The organism is Pseudidiomarina sp., assembly GCF_048268165.1.
Taxonomy (GTDB): domain Bacteria; phylum Pseudomonadota; class Gammaproteobacteria; order Enterobacterales; family Alteromonadaceae; genus Pseudidiomarina.
The window spans coordinates 38,155-51,887 of record NZ_JBLWWA010000003.1; the positions used below are offsets into that span (position 1 = coordinate 38,155).

The 13,733-nt window shown below is 46.9% G+C and carries 16 protein-coding genes; 4 read left to right on the forward strand and 12 right to left on the reverse strand.

Annotated features, from left to right (window positions below; translation table 11 throughout):
- Positions 1 to 5: 5 nt before the first annotated feature.
- The 3 genes from ACN0UY_RS08510 to nudC all read right to left on the reverse strand — a co-directional run bounded on the left by ACN0UY_RS08510 (position 6) and on the right by nudC (position 3,122).
- Positions 6 to 1,064 (reverse strand): efflux RND transporter periplasmic adaptor subunit, encoded by a 1,059-nt coding sequence (locus ACN0UY_RS08510; RefSeq protein ID WP_417666247.1) that lies wholly within the window; start codon positions 1,062 to 1,064, stop codon positions 6 to 8.
- Between the two features lie 120 nt (positions 1,065 to 1,184).
- Positions 1,185 to 2,249: a uroporphyrinogen decarboxylase gene (hemE, locus tag ACN0UY_RS08515; protein ID WP_417666248.1), complete on the reverse strand. Its 1,065-nt coding sequence runs from the start codon at positions 2,247 to 2,249 to the stop codon at positions 1,185 to 1,187.
- A gap of 51 nt (positions 2,250 to 2,300) precedes the next feature.
- Positions 2,301 to 3,122, reverse strand: a complete 822-nt coding sequence (gene nudC / locus ACN0UY_RS08520) for an NAD(+) diphosphatase (protein ID WP_417666249.1) — start codon at positions 3,120 to 3,122, stop codon at positions 2,301 to 2,303.
- 88 nt (positions 3,123 to 3,210) lie between these two features.
- Here nudC and rsd point away from each other — a divergent pair, with 88 nt between their 5' ends.
- Positions 3,211 to 3,681, forward strand: a complete 471-nt coding sequence (rsd, locus tag ACN0UY_RS08525) for a sigma D regulator (RefSeq protein ID WP_417666250.1) — start codon at positions 3,211 to 3,213, stop codon at positions 3,679 to 3,681.
- Between the two features lie 21 nt (positions 3,682 to 3,702).
- Here rsd and ACN0UY_RS08530 read toward each other — a convergent pair whose 3' ends face one another.
- Positions 3,703 to 4,479, reverse strand: a complete 777-nt coding sequence (locus ACN0UY_RS08530; protein WP_417666251.1) for an FKBP-type peptidyl-prolyl cis-trans isomerase — start codon at positions 4,477 to 4,479, stop codon at positions 3,703 to 3,705.
- Positions 4,480 to 4,566: 87 nt separating this feature from the next.
- Here ACN0UY_RS08530 and ACN0UY_RS08535 point away from each other — a divergent pair, with 87 nt between their 5' ends.
- Positions 4,567 to 4,800 (forward strand): SlyX family protein, encoded by a 234-nt coding sequence (locus ACN0UY_RS08535; protein WP_181950962.1) that lies wholly within the window; start codon positions 4,567 to 4,569, stop codon positions 4,798 to 4,800.
- Positions 4,801 to 4,867: 67 nt separating this feature from the next.
- Positions 4,868 to 5,740, forward strand: coding sequence for a phosphoribulokinase (locus ACN0UY_RS08540; protein WP_417666252.1), 873 nt, complete (start codon positions 4,868 to 4,870; stop codon positions 5,738 to 5,740).
- Between the two features lie 14 nt (positions 5,741 to 5,754).
- Here the strand turns inward: ACN0UY_RS08540 and ACN0UY_RS08545 are convergent, their stop codons facing one another.
- The 8 genes from ACN0UY_RS08545 to rpe all read right to left on the reverse strand — a co-directional run bounded on the left by ACN0UY_RS08545 (position 5,755) and on the right by rpe (position 13,286).
- Complete coding sequence (locus tag ACN0UY_RS08545) at positions 5,755 to 6,612, reverse strand: 23S rRNA (adenine(2030)-N(6))-methyltransferase RlmJ (protein WP_417666253.1); 858 nt, start codon at positions 6,610 to 6,612, stop codon at positions 5,755 to 5,757.
- Complete coding sequence (locus ACN0UY_RS08550) at positions 6,613 to 7,014, reverse strand: OsmC family protein (protein ID WP_417666668.1); 402 nt, start codon at positions 7,012 to 7,014, stop codon at positions 6,613 to 6,615. It abuts the gene before it with no gap.
- 42 nt (positions 7,015 to 7,056) lie between these two features.
- Positions 7,057 to 8,526, reverse strand: a complete 1,470-nt coding sequence (astD, locus tag ACN0UY_RS08555) for a succinylglutamate-semialdehyde dehydrogenase (RefSeq protein ID WP_417666254.1) — start codon at positions 8,524 to 8,526, stop codon at positions 7,057 to 7,059.
- Complete coding sequence (gene astA, locus ACN0UY_RS08560; protein WP_417666255.1) at positions 8,526 to 9,554, reverse strand: arginine N-succinyltransferase; 1,029 nt, start codon at positions 9,552 to 9,554, stop codon at positions 8,526 to 8,528. The genes astD and astA overlap by 1 nt, the downstream gene beginning before the upstream one ends.
- An 18-nt stretch (positions 9,555 to 9,572) precedes the next feature.
- Positions 9,573 to 10,775 carry an aspartate aminotransferase family protein gene (locus ACN0UY_RS08565; protein ID WP_417666670.1) on the reverse strand — a complete coding sequence of 401 codons (1,203 nt, stop codon included), beginning with the start codon at positions 10,773 to 10,775 and terminating at the stop codon, positions 9,573 to 9,575.
- 225 nt (positions 10,776 to 11,000) lie between these two features.
- Complete coding sequence (locus ACN0UY_RS08570; protein ID WP_417666256.1) at positions 11,001 to 11,588, reverse strand: anthranilate synthase component II; 588 nt, start codon at positions 11,586 to 11,588, stop codon at positions 11,001 to 11,003.
- Positions 11,589 to 11,591: 3 nt separating this feature from the next.
- Positions 11,592 to 12,596: a tryptophan--tRNA ligase gene (trpS, locus tag ACN0UY_RS08575; protein WP_417666257.1), complete on the reverse strand. Its 1,005-nt coding sequence runs from the start codon at positions 12,594 to 12,596 to the stop codon at positions 11,592 to 11,594.
- Between the two features lie 18 nt (positions 12,597 to 12,614).
- Positions 12,615 to 13,286, reverse strand: a complete 672-nt coding sequence (rpe, locus tag ACN0UY_RS08580) for a ribulose-phosphate 3-epimerase (RefSeq protein ID WP_417666258.1) — start codon at positions 13,284 to 13,286, stop codon at positions 12,615 to 12,617.
- 139 nt (positions 13,287 to 13,425) lie between these two features.
- On the opposite strand from rpe, the gene ACN0UY_RS08585 reads away from it, so the two are divergent.
- On the forward strand, positions 13,426 to 13,728 hold the full coding sequence (locus ACN0UY_RS08585; RefSeq protein WP_417666259.1) for a hypothetical protein: 303 nt from the start codon (positions 13,426 to 13,428) through the stop codon (positions 13,726 to 13,728).
- Positions 13,729 to 13,733 lie beyond the last annotated feature (5 nt).

A 13,733-nucleotide genomic window follows, 5' to 3' on the forward strand; every position in this document is an offset into this window, starting at 1 on the left:
CGCGTTTAGCCCTCCCGAACGGTTACGGTAACACCGTCACGAAGACGAACCATCCCCTCGGTTACCACCTTGTCACCTGGCTCGATACCGTCCAGTACTTCAACAATGCCTGGCTTACGACGCCCGATAGTGACAGGCACTTGGCGTGCGATGTTCTCGGCATCAATGATGTAAACGTAGGTGCGATCATTAATCGGTACAATCGCCTTCTCAGGCAGAATCATCGTCTCATCGACGCTACGCAAAAGGTTTACACGTAACAACATGCCCGGGCGCAGTTTATTATCGTCATTGGGAATGGTTGCGCGTACCAAAATGGAGCGCGTTAACGGGTCGACGCGAGAGTCGATACTTAAAATTTCACCACGAAATTCTTCGCCCGGGTAGGCGCCGCTTCTTGCTGCGACACTTTGACCAGTGCGCAAGCTAGCAAAAAACAATTCAGGTACGTTGAAATCAAGTTTGATTGGTGTGACGTCATCAAGCGTTGTTATCTGTTCACCTGGCGACACCAATGAACCGACACTGACGTGACGGATGCCAAGGCGGCCATCAAATGGTGCAATGATGCGCTTTTGCGCAAGCTGTGTTTCGGCCACTTCAAGCGCTGCGATAATTTCTTTAACTTGCACGTCTTGAGTTTCTAATTGTTGCTGTGACGCAGCATTTTGACGACGTAAATCAACCAAGCGCTGATATTGACGATTGGCTTCTGCTAAGCGGAATTTCAATTCTTGCACACGAGCTTTTTCTTCACGTGAATCAAGCTCAATTAGCAAGTCGCCAGCTTCAACCACATCGCCATCATCAAAATGCACGGCCATAACGATATCTTGTGCTTGAGCGGTCACCACAATGGATTCATTCGCTTGAGCCGTACCTAGGGCTTCGATAACATCACGAAATTCACTAATTTGCGCAGCTTGCACACGAACAGGTACTGGGTTTTGTGGGCGCTCTTCTTTGCCGGCATTCGGGTCGGCAAAGCCGAAGAAATAGGCGGCCGCAGCGATTGCGATCACCACAAAAATAGTTATTGGATTAAAAAGATTTCGTGCTGCCATAAATCCCTCAGGTTACTACGTCGGCTTCATGTCATGGTCTGACACTATTGTAACCTAGGGATTCGATGGGGCATCCCCGCTTATCCGACAATAAGCGGGATTTACCGCAAATAAAGTAAATTACTTGTGATACGCAGGGCTTAGCTTGTGGACAGCTTCAATAAATGCACCTGCATGGTCAGGGTTTACTTCGGGGTGAATACCATGCCCAAGATTAAATACATGGCCAGTACCTGATCCATAACTTTCAAGTATCGTGGCTACTTCGGCCTCTATTCGTGCCGGTGGAGCGTACAGCACGCTTGGGTCCATGTTGCCTTGCAATGCGACCTTGTCATTTACCGCTTTGCGAGCGGTGCCTAAGTCCGTGGTCCAATCGACACCAAGCGCATCACAACCGGTTGCAGCCATGTCTGTTAACCAAGCGCCACCGTTCTTGGTGAATAACGTAATGGGTACTTGACGCCCGTCTGCGTGACGGGTTAGTCCGTTGACAATTTTCTGCATGTAATTCAATGAAAATTCGCGATAATCGCGTGGGCTTAATACACCGCCCCATGTGTCGAAAATCATAACCGCCTGAGCACCTGCAGCAATTTGCGCATTCAAATAACTAGTTACCGACTGCGCCAGTTTGTCTAATAACATGTGCATGGCTTGAGGTTCGCTAAACATCAGCTTTTTAACTTCACTGAAATTCTTAGTGCTACCGCCTTCAACCATATAAGTCGCGAGTGTCCAAGGGCTGCCGGAGAAGCCAATCAGTGGCACTTGACCATTCAGCTCGCGCCGAATAGTGCGCACGGCATCCATCACATAGCGCAACTCTTGCTCAGGATCTGGTACACCCAGCTTCTTGATGCTCTCTAAATCGCGTACCGGGCGCGCAAACTTAGGTCCTTCTCCAGCTTCAAAATAAAGGCCCAGCCCCATCGCGTCCGGAATGGTTAAAATGTCTGAAAATAAGATGGCTGCATCCAAAGCAAAACGACGCAGCGGTTGCAAAGTCACTTCACAGGCTAACTCAGCATTTTTGCACAAAGCCATAAAGTCGCCGGCTTGTTTACGAACTTCGCGATACTCTGGCAAATAACGCCCAGCCTGGCGCATCATCCAAATAGGTGTGCGTTCTGTCGGCTGGCGCAATAAGGCCCGAAGATACAAATCATTTTTTAATTCAGACATGTCTATGATTATCCAATTTAACCATTAATTAATGCGCGCATTTTAGCAGTATTAGGATTTGCTTTCCTGATCAATTTCAGCTTTTAACCGCATGATTAATTTATTTGCGATGGTGCCTTCCGCAGGAATTCGCGGTAATTTATCGATGTCGTACCAACCTCCTTCTTCCAGTTCAAAGGGGTCAATGCGCACATCACCACTTGCCCACTCGGCGATATAACCAATCATTAACGAGTTCGGGAAAGGCCACGACTGACTGCTCACATATCGGGCGTTCTTTATTCGCACGCCTGCTTCTTCCATCACTTCACGTTCAAGGGTCTGCTCCAATGGTTCGCCAGCTTCAACAAAGCCAGCTAAAACAGAATAAAGTCCCTCTGGATGCCTTTTGCCACGGGCCAGCAATATTTGTCTGCCTTTTCGTATGGCCACAATGATACATGGTGAAATACGTGGGTAGCAGCGGTGCTGGCAGCTGTGACAATGCATTGCGATTTCCCAGTCAACAGCTTGCATACGCGAGCCACAGCGCCCACAAAATCGGTGCGTGGACAGGAAGTCTGCAACTTGTTTTGAGCGTGCCGCCATAGCAAACATTTCCGTATCGGTGCCAATAATTAACTCACGCACACTAAGAAACTCACCAACCGCAGAAAAATTGGTGTCACCAAAATCAGCGACGACCAGATAACAATGACGTTCTCTTAATTCACCGATGAATACCGTTTTATATTCTGATAGATCAGGAAATGGCATTTCATCCAACAAGCCATGAGGAATTTGCTTTTCTTCGGTAAGAAGAATTTCACCGCCAGAAATAACAAACCACCACACCGGTTCATCCTGAGCTGGACGTTGATAGGGTTTATTCATGTAAATTAGCCCGCGATTAATCGAAAACAGTTGACGCTAGCTTAGCATCATCAGTAGATTGGTTGCTATCAATCAAACGGAGATGAACATGTTAAAACGTAGCGAGCAGGCCAAGCAACGTTGGGGAGGAGCCCAGGCTGCAGTGGACACCTGGTTACAAGAACGGCAAGCGCTGCTTATCGAATATTTTAAGCTAGCTGGATTGCCGCCCTATGAGCGTGATGCTCACGCTCTACCTGCAGCTCAAGACATATCTAATTTTTGCGGGTTACTGATGGATTACGTTTCGTCCGGTCACTTCGAAGTTTACGACTCAATTATTTGCAACAGTAAGAATGCACCCGAATCAACCCGAGCATTAGCTGAAGAAGTATTCCCGTTAATTAGTGACACCACGGAAATTGCACTAGATTTTAATGATAGCTACGCCGACGTGACACCGGAAACGAAGTTGAACGGCTTTGACAGTGACTTATCGAATTTAGGTGAGGCGCTTGAACTGCGTATGGAGTTCGAAGATAGGTTATTAAATACGTTAGAGCAGCATAAGCTGCTCTAACGTCATTGCATTCAAAGCCAATTATTGCTTAGCTTCGATTTCAACTGGCTGTTCTTCCATTGCTTCTGGGTTAACAATATTCAGAAGCTCAACTTCAAACACCAAGGTGGCGTTCGGTGGAATTTGACCATTACCAGCGCCGCGTTCACCGTAGGCTAAATCAGCAGGAATCACGAAGCGGTATTTATCACCAACGCTCATCAATTGAACACCTTCAGTCCAACCAGCAATAACACGGTTTAATGGCAGAACCAACGGTTCGCCGCGATCTACTGAGCTGTCAAAAACTTCGCCGCTGATCAACGTGCCATGATAATGAACTTCAACTAAATCTGTTGCTGTAGGTTGTGCACCGCCCTCAGGGCCTTCTTGCAATACTTCATACTGCAACCCAGACTCAGTTACTGTTACACCTTCTTTTTTGGCGTTTTCTGCTTGATAAGCTTCGCCTTCTTCCAATGCTTTACCGCCGACCACAGTTGCACGTTGTTCTGCAATTTGCGTTTGCATAGCAGTGATTAACTCTTCTGCTTCTGCTTGTGAAATTTTCGCTTCGCCTTTCACTGCATCGACAAAACCGGCAATAACGAGGTCACGATTCAATACAAACTCAGCTTCTTCTTGGCGATTCAATGTGTCACCAACATATTCACCGAGTGTAGAACCAAAAGCGTAGGCCATTTTGTCCTGTTCTGCCTCTGGCGCAGCTTCGCTCACAGGGAATTTCTCTTGTTGCATACAACCAGTTACTGCAAGCGCTACAACAGCCAGCGCCAATGGCTTTTTAAATTGCTTCATTTATTGTCTCCAGGATTGAATTCTGTGTCAGAGTAAGTTGTAATTCGTCGCGCTGAATATACTACACATAAATAGGGGTGTTTGCCTATGGCTGCGCAACACGATGATGAATTATCGCGACGTATTGCAGACCTTGAGAGCCAACTAGCTTTTCAAGAAGATACAATTGAAACACTGAACCAGCTAGTCACTCAACAGGCGGGCGAACTTCAACTCTTGCATCATCAGATGCGTTTATTGGGTGAAAAGTTCCAACAAATAAGTGATCCCGAAGGTTCCTCTTCCAATGACCCGTCTCAGGAAGTTCCTCCACACTACTAACATGCGCAAAACTTGACCCGATGTGACTGACCCCGTATAACATTCTTTCTACGTTTTCGGAGGTTTCATGTCGGTACAACACCCAATCATCGCAGTCACCGGCTCATCAGGAGCTGGGACCACCACAACGAGCCAAGCGTTGCGGCATATTTTCCGCTCTTTGGACGTTGAAGCTGCGTGTGTTGAGGGCGATAGCTTCCATCGATACTCACGGCCGGAAATGGAACTGGCAATTCGAAAAGCTCAAGAACAAGGGCGTCACATCAGCTATTTTGGCCCGGAAGCTAACGATTTTACGCGCTTAGAAGCACTGTTTCGCGAATACGGGGCGACTGGCAACGGACAGATTCGTCGTTATTTGCATAATTTTGATGATGCTGTTCCCTACAACCAGGTACCCGGCACCTTCACCCCTTGGGAACCACTCACGGCAGGGACTGATCTACTGTTCTACGAAGGCTTGCATGGCGGTGTGTCAGGCGATGGTTACAATGTGGCTCAACATGTTGATTTACTCATCGGCATGGTTCCAATTGTCAACTTGGAGTGGATTCAGAAGCTGCTGCGGGACACCTCTGAACGTGGTCACTCTCGCGAAGCCGTAACGCAAAGTATTGTGCGTAGTATGGAAGACTACATCCATCATATTGTGCCGCAATTTTCACGTACCCACATAAATTTCCAACGTGTTCCTACGGTGGATACGTCAAATCCATTTAGCGCCAAAGACATTCCATCACTTGACGAAAGTTTTGTCGTTATCCGGTTTCGGGGCATGAAAAATGTCGATTTCCCCTATTATCTGCGCATGATAGATGGGTCATTCATGTCACGGATGAACACGTTGGTGGTTCCGGGCGGAAAGATGGTGTTCGCTATGGAGTTAATTTTAGCGCCGCTTATTGAGGAAATCCTCGATAAACAGCGCAAAGGCGCCTAAAGCTTTTCACGCATTTACAGCCAGAGGCTTTGATATTCAGCACCGCGGTCTTGGGCAAGAATCGGGGTTAGATAATCCATAATGTCGTTTATCTGCTGCGTTAATCCGAAGGGTGGATTAATAAACAGCATGCCGCAGCCATTTAACTTGCTTGAGTCTGTTGCCGCACGAATTAATAAATCGACCGCAAATAGTTTTTCCACCCCCGGTATAGATTTCACCTTTTGATGGAAATCACCGACAGTTAATGGGTCTTTAATGGGGTACCACACTGCATAAATACCAGTGGCCCAGCGTTTAACGCCTTCTTGGAGAGCTTTAACAACTTGCTCAAACTCGTCACGCTGCTCAAACGGCGGATCAATCAGCACCATGCCGCGTTTCTGTGGGGGCGGTAGGAGAGCTTTTAATGCGCCATAACCGTTGGTATGTTCAAGTACCTTGATTTGCTTGGCCGCCGGAAATTCATTACGCACATTTTCGCTCAATGCGCCGCTGTCTTCCCGGTGCATTTCACATAAGGTGAGTTGGTCTTGTTCGCGTAAATGTTGGGCACTAAACCATGGCGAGCCCGGATACCAGCGTAATTGTTCCGGCTGATTCGGGTCGTTTACCTCACGAACCAAATTAACGTATCGCTTAATTGATTCTGGTAGATCACTACGGTTCAATAAGCGCCCAATGCCCTCGATCGCTTCGCCCGTCTTCTGCGCTTGTTCACCGGTCAGGTCGTACATGCCGATACCTGCATGGGTATCGAGTAACCAAAATGGCTTTTCTTTTTGCTGCAAGTAGTCAAGTGCTACACATTGCAGCACATGCTTGAGCACATCGGCAAAATTGCCAGCATGGTAACTATGCCGATAATTCATTTACACGTTCTCAATACTGTAACTGTGGGTAAGTTGCACCGATGCTTCGAGCATTTTCGCAACCGAACAATACTTATCCGCCGACAACGCGACGGCCCGTTCAACATGCTTCTCCGCAACATCAGTGCCAGTCACAATAAAATGCAAATGCACTTTGGTAAAAACGGCAGGCACTCCATCAGCACGTTCACCTTTCACTTCGCAACGCACCGCAGAAACTTGCTGGCGAGCTTTTTCTAAAATACTCACCACGTCCACTGAGGAGCAGCCTCCAGCGGCCATCAATACCAACTCCATTGGGCTTGCAGCCTCGGCTTTATTGCCGTCCATTGTCACTGAATGGCCCGAGCCCGACTCGGCTTCAAATACTAATCCGTCGCGCCAGTTAACCGTTGCTTGCATTGCTGCTGCCATCAGGTGCTCCTTCGTGAATGTATGTTTTAACTAAAATTTAAGGCCTGGTGCGAGCTTCTCAGGCATTGCAACATGCTCAGCTTCAACTGATGCAACCGGATATGCGCAATAATCAGCGGCATAATAAGCACTGGCACGGTGGTTACCACTGGCGCCCACGCCACCAAATGGTGCCGCACTACTTGCACCTGTAATCGGCTTATTCCAGTTCACAATGCCGGCGCGGATGCGCTTAAAGAAATACCGGTAGGTTTCTTCACTATCACACAGAATGCCCGCTGATAGACCGTACTTGGTATTATTGGCTTCTTTAATTGCCGCATCAAAATCGGTGTAACGGTAAACCTTCAAAAGCGGCCCAAAATGCTCAATGTCCGGCATTTCTTCAACATGCGTTACATCCAAAATACCTGGCGTCACAAAACCAAGATTGTGATCTTTTTGCAGCATTTTTAATAAGATTTTAGCGCCAGCGTCAATCAGATCATTTTGCGCCTTGACCATATCTGTGGCTGCTTTAGCTGAAATCATTGCTCCCATAAATGGTTGCGGGTCAGCTTCATAATCACCAACTTGAATATTTTCTGTCACTTCAATCAGGCGTTTCAATATGGCATCGCCCTGCGGTCCTTTTTCAATAAACAAGCGACGTGCACACGTACAACGTTGACCGGAGGTAATGAATGCAGATTGCACAATGTCGTGCACTGCGGCGTCGATATCCGCGACATCTTTTACGATGAGTGGATTATTACCACCCATTTCAAGAGCTAAAATTTTATCTGGGCGACCGGCATACAATTTGTGAAGTACATGCCCAGTATTCGAAGAACCGGTAAAGAAAAGCCCATCGATTTGTGGGTGAGCCGATAGCGCTTTGCCGGTATCAACCAAGCCTTGAACAAGGTTCAATACGCCTTTCGGCAAGCCTGCCTTTTCCCACATTTTGACAGTAAACTCTGCCACTTTAGGCGTCATTTCGCTGGGTTTAAATACAACGGTATTACCCGCCAACAATGACGGCACAATGTGCCCATTTGGAAGGTGGCCTGGGAAGTTATAAGGACCATACACAGCAACCACACCATGTGGTTTGTGGCGTATAAATGCTTTAGCTCCCGGCATTGGGTTTTCGACGGTACCGGTACGCTCGTGATAAGCACGTTCAGAAATGGCGACTTTACCAATCATTGCACCAACTTCTGTTAGTGTTTCCCAAATAGGCTTACCGGTTTCTTCGGCAATGATATGAGCAAATTTTTGCTTATTTTCTTCCAACAGTTCGGCAAATCGCTTACAAATTGCTAGGCGGTCTTCAAAACTGCGATCGGCCCAATCAACGAAAGCTGCTCGAGCTGCCATTACAGCTGCGTCAACTTGCTCTTCGGTGGCTGCTTTACCCTCCCAAACTACTTCGTTACGGGCTGGGTCAACCGACTTAAATAATTCGCCTTCTCCGGCAATCCAATTGTTATTAATAAATAAATTCTGGTCTGACATTAGTTTGCTCCTGTCAATGTGACAAATCGAACGTTATCGCCATTTTGTACTTGCAGTGCTGCAGCCGTTTTCGCATCAAGCACCACATGATCATCAGCGAGCTCAAGGCGTGCTTGTGCGGCACGGAAGTTTGCCACTTGTGTGTTGCAGACAATAAACCGCGGCTGTTCTTTCGCAACATCTCCAATCCGTATTGGTAAGCGCTTACTTTCCCGTACGCTCTTGATATTAGAAACTTCAGCTTCTACCGTAGGGCCCGCATCAAAAATATCTACATATCCGCGACAGCGAAACCCTTCACTTTGCAACATTTTTAATGCTGGGCGCGTATTCTCGTGCACCTGACCAATCACCGCTTGCGCCTCTGGTGGCAGTAGCTTCACGTATATAGGCAATTGCGGCATCAACTCAGCCACAAACGTTTTTTCGCCAATACCTGTTAAGTAATCGGCTTGCGTAAAATCCATTGAGAAAAAGTGTTGCTGCAACCAACCCCAGAAAGGTGATTGCCCATTTTCGTCAGAAACGCCGCGCATTTCAGCGATGGCCACTTCGCTAAATCGGTTTCTAAATTCAGCCATAAACAACATACGAAAGCGCGACAACACGCGACCATTCATATTCTTTCTAAATGGCTCGCGTAAAAATAGCGTGCATAACTCACTGAACCCGGTGTAATCGTTACACAACGTCAGTGTTTCAAGTGCGTTGTAGATATCCAATTCTTTTGAATGGTGTGTCACCTTGCCTAAACGGTAATGATAGAAGGCATCGGATAGGCCAACTGCAGCTTCAATAGCGCTGCAGCCAACCACTTCTCCGGTGTCCGTTTCTTCCATGACAAACAAATAGCCCTCATCACCGGGCTCACTCACCTGTTCACGAGCAAAGGCTTCTTGAGCCCGAGCTATGCGGCGACGCAATAAATCTTCGTCAACAGGCAATGAGGTAAACCCGTGACCTGATTCAACTGCACACCGGTAGAGCGCCGCATAGTCCTGCGGTTTAATCGGACGAACCACTAGCATAAGGTGTCTCCGTTTAGCTTAGCCAGCAAGCTTTGCGACTGCTCGCTCAAATCGCGCCAGCCCTTCAACAATATCTTGCTCGGGAATAATCAACGACGGTGTAAAACGGATAACACTTGGCCCAGCGATAAGCACCATGGTGCCTTCATCGGCTGCGGCGTTGAGAAAATCACGTGCTTTGCCGTCAAATTTGTCATTCAACTCTGCACCGATCAGCAGGCCCTTGCCGCGAATGTCTTTGAAAATGCCGTATTTTTCATTAATTTCATGCAGTTTGTTTTTGAACAACTGCTCACGAACCTTCACACCTTCAAGTACGTCACTGGTATTTACAACATCAAATACGGCTTCAGCGACAGCACAAGCTAATGGGTTACCCCCATAGGTGCTGCCGTGCGTGCCAGGTTTTAGGTGTTGGGCAATTTCATCCGTTGTTAACATTGCGCCAATCGGGAAACCACCGCCTAGCGCTTTAGCGGTTGATAGAATATCAGGGCTCACGTCAAGTTGCTGGTATGCGTACAAGCTTCCTGTACGACCAAAACCTGTTTGAACTTCATCAAATACCAACAACGCATTGTATTTATCACACAGCGCTCGCACGCCTTTTACGAAGTCTGCATCAGGGCTAATAACGCCGCCTTCACCTTGCAGAGGTTCCATCATTACCGCACAGGTTTGTTCAGACATGAGTTTTTCAAGTGCAGCAAGATCGTTATAATCAACATGTTCTACCGCGCCAGGCTTCGGACCAAAGCCTTCTGAGTACGCAGGTTGACCACCCACGGTAACGGTAAAGAACGTGCGGCCGTGAAAACCTTTATTGAACGCAATAATTTGATTCTTTTCTGGACCAAATTTATCCAATGCCCAGCGACGTGCCAGTTTTAATGCTGCTTCATTGGCTTCGGCGCCTGAGTTGGCAAAATACACACGATCAGCGAATGTCGCATCTGTTAATTTTTTAGCCAAACGAATTGCTGGCTCGTTGGTAAATACGTTGCTCAAGTGCCAGAGCTTGTTACCTTGCTCGGTTAATGCTTTAACCATTGCTGGGTGGCAATGCCCTAAACAGTTAACCGCAATACCGCCAGCAAAATCGACATATTCTTTACCTTCTTGGTCCCAAACACGAGACCCTTCACCTTTCACTGGAATCATTTTTGCCGGGTTATAGTTCGGCACCATCACTTCATCAAATAAAGCGCGATTAACGTTGATCTTAGCAGTCATAAGGTTCCCTCGTTGCCATGCAAATTAGTTTAGTTTGGCCGCTGAATAATAGCCGTATTGAGTGCGCATATTATTGCAGAAAAAAGCATCGCTGTCGTGCTTGAAGCTTAGAAAAAGCGGGGGATTTCGGAGAGTTAGTTTATTTTGCAACACGCCTGCATAAGTATGCATGAAGCAGCAAATTTGAGTGAATAGTTAACGCAAAAATGACGCTTACCTGGTCGCACAAAAGGCCAAGAATTGTCGGAAAACGTCATGCCCATATTCAGTTTCAATTGCCTCGGGATGATATTGAACGCCCCAGATTGGCATATCCACATGGCGAATTGCCATCACTTCACGCGAACCATCTTTAGCTTCAGTCCATGCGTCCACGATAATTTCTTTGGGTATAGAGCTGGGCGCTAAAACGAGTGAGTGATAACGGGCGACCTGAAATGGGCTTGGTAAGTCTTTGAACAACCCTTCATTTCCATGATGCAATACAGACGTTTTGCCATGCATCACCTGCTCGGCACGTACCACCTGAGCGCCAAAAACCTGCCCTATAGCTTGATGCCCAAGGCACACACCAAGTATGGGTAGCTTACCGGCAAAATGGCGAATTACCTGCAAAGAAATCCCAGCCTCATTCGGTGTACAAGGGCCGGGAGAAATAACAATACCACTTAGCGGCAATTCGCTGATTTGTTCAAGGGATATCTGATCGTTACGAACAACATGCACCTGTGCGTCTAGTTCACGAAAATAACGCACAACATTATGGGTGAACGAGTCATAGTTATCGATCATTAACAACATAAGTTATGGCCGCGGAACGAACCCAATAACGTCATAAACCTTCCGGAGCGTTTTCGCAGCATGGTCACTTGCAGCGTCGGCCCCCTGAGCCATAACCTGATTCAGGTAATCACGATTATTGCGCAACTCTTGGTATCGCTGTTGAACGGGTTCCAGCATGGCCACAACGGCGTCAGCCGTGTCACCCTTCAAATGGCCATACATTTTGTCTTCGTATGCAGGCACCAAATCAGCAATTGGCTTGCCTGTTGCGGCGGACAAGATTGATAGCAGGTTAGATACACCCGGCTTTTCTTCGGTATCAAAATAAATGCGGGCTTGCTCATCCGAGTCTGTTACTGCACGTTTTAATTTTTTTGTGATTTTCTTCGGGTCTTCCAACAACCCAATATAATTATTTGGGTTCTCGTCAGACTTTGACATTTTCTTGGTCGGCTCTTGCAAACTCATAACCCGCGCTCCAACTTCCGGAATGAACGGGTCCGGTATGGTAAACACTTCGCCATAAATGTTGTTGAACCGTGTTGCCACATCGCGCGCTAATTCAAGATGCTGTTTCTGATCATTGCCAACCGGCACTTCATTTGCTTGATAAAGTAAAATATCTGCCGCCATCAATGCTGGATAAGTAAACAAACCAGCATTGATGTTATGCGCGTGCCTATCCGACTTGTCTTTGAACTGGGTCATTCGGTTTAACTCACCCATCTGGGTATAACAATTTAAGACCCAAGCCAGCTGAGCATGTTCAGGCACGTGCGATTGTACGAAAATGATACTTTTTTCTGGGTCTAAACCACAGGCCATGTAAAGCGCAAGGCCGTCTAGTGTTGCCTCACGCAATTTTTCTGGATCCTGACGCACCGTAATCGCATGCAAATCAACCAACATAAAACGGCAATCATGAGTTTCTTGCATTTTTACCCACTGACGCAGGGCGCCAATGTAATTACCAATCGAGAGTTGTCCTGACGGCTGACAGCCACTTAATACAATGGGTTTACTCATAAATTTTTATATCCGTTATTAAGCTACAGTTGCTAATTGTTTCCGCATTTCGCCGATTACTTTGGCATAGTCGGGTTGATTAAATATTGCGGAGCCTGCGACAAACATGTCGGCACCGGCTGCTGCAATTTCAGCGATATTGTCTACTTTAACGCCGCCATCTATCTCTAATCGAATATCGCGTCCGCTAGCGTCGATTATTTTACGTGCCTGGCGCAATTTATCTAATGTTGCAGGAATAAATGACTGACCACCAAATCCTGGGTTAACCGACATCAGTAAGATTACATCAACTTTATCAAGTACATAATCTAAATAATGCAAAGGCGTAGCCGGATTAAACACTAAGCCTGCTTGACACCCTGCTGCCTTAATTTGCTGCAAAGAACGGTCGATATGTGTCGATGCCTCGGGGTGAAAAGTAATAATCGAGGCGCCCGCAGCAGCGAAGTCATCGATCATGCGGTCGACCGGTTGCACCATTAAATGAACATCTATCGGTGCTTTGATACCGTAATCGCGAAGCGCCTTACAAACCATCGGTCCAATGGTGAGATTAGGGACGAAATGATTGTCCATCACATCAAAATGAACGACGTCAGCACCTGCGCCTAATACACGGTCGACTTCTTCACCAAGCCGCGCAAAATCTGCCGATAATATTGATGGTGCGATTAAAAATTCGCGCATAATCACCTCGCCAGTCAAAAAGAGGCCATAGTGTAGCAAAGGTTCGCCGGCTTGGCAGTCAAAAAAATAATGCAATAGACTTGGCAGATAAGCTTATTTCCTGCTATTTTAGTAGTTCATTTATTAAGCGGAGTAGTCCATGAAGCTGTCAGTTATGTCAGTCTTATTGATTGCAAGCATTGTGCTAATTAGCGCAGTGAGTGCTGCTGCGTGGCAAAATGAATCGACTAAATCGCTCGAAGAATGCAAAGCTATGATGCATAACAGCGAACAACCCAACGCTCAAACCGTCTGCCAAGCGCCTGAACAAAGTGTGACATGGACCAGTTGGTTTAGCGGTAAAAGTCGCTCAACTCAATTCCATTTCCTCGATTTATTCGAACTGCTATTTGGTTCAGCTGAATCTAAAAAGCGCGATTACAATCAACCTATTGGTGGTTAACCCGC

Bases quoted from the DNA above. Each gene is read 5' to 3' on its own strand.
- ACN0UY_RS08510 (WP_417666247.1), bottom strand. From the start codon at position 1,064: ATGGCAGCACGAAATCTTTTTAATCCAATAACTATTTTTGTGGTGATC.
- hemE (WP_417666248.1), bottom strand. From the start codon at position 2,249: ATGTCTGAATTAAAAAATGATTTGTATCTTCGGGCCTTATTGCGCCAG.
- nudC (WP_417666249.1), bottom strand. From the start codon at position 3,122: ATGAATAAACCCTATCAACGTCCAGCTCAGGATGAACCGGTGTGGTGG.
- rsd (WP_417666250.1), top strand. From the start codon at position 3,211: ATGTTAAAACGTAGCGAGCAGGCCAAGCAACGTTGGGGAGGAGCCCAG.
- ACN0UY_RS08530 (WP_417666251.1), bottom strand. From the start codon at position 4,479: ATGAAGCAATTTAAAAAGCCATTGGCGCTGGCTGTTGTAGCGCTTGCA.
- ACN0UY_RS08535 (WP_181950962.1), top strand. From the start codon at position 4,567: ATGGCTGCGCAACACGATGATGAATTATCGCGACGTATTGCAGACCTT.
- ACN0UY_RS08540 (WP_417666252.1), top strand. From the start codon at position 4,868: ATGTCGGTACAACACCCAATCATCGCAGTCACCGGCTCATCAGGAGCT.
- ACN0UY_RS08545 (WP_417666253.1), bottom strand. From the start codon at position 6,612: ATGAATTATCGGCATAGTTACCATGCTGGCAATTTTGCCGATGTGCTC.
- ACN0UY_RS08550 (WP_417666668.1), bottom strand. From the start codon at position 7,014: ATGCAAGCAACGGTTAACTGGCGCGACGGATTAGTATTTGAAGCCGAG.
- astD (WP_417666254.1), bottom strand. From the start codon at position 8,526: ATGTCAGACCAGAATTTATTTATTAATAACAATTGGATTGCCGGAGAA.
- astA (WP_417666255.1), bottom strand. From the start codon at position 9,554: ATGCTAGTGGTTCGTCCGATTAAACCGCAGGACTATGCGGCGCTCTAC.
- ACN0UY_RS08570 (WP_417666256.1), bottom strand. From the start codon at position 11,588: ATGTTGTTAATGATCGATAACTATGACTCGTTCACCCATAATGTTGTG.
- trpS (WP_417666257.1), bottom strand. From the start codon at position 12,596: ATGAGTAAACCCATTGTATTAAGTGGCTGTCAGCCGTCAGGACAACTC.
- rpe (WP_417666258.1), bottom strand. From the start codon at position 13,286: ATGCGCGAATTTTTAATCGCACCATCAATATTATCGGCAGATTTTGCG.
- ACN0UY_RS08585 (WP_417666259.1), top strand. From the start codon at position 13,426: ATGAAGCTGTCAGTTATGTCAGTCTTATTGATTGCAAGCATTGTGCTA.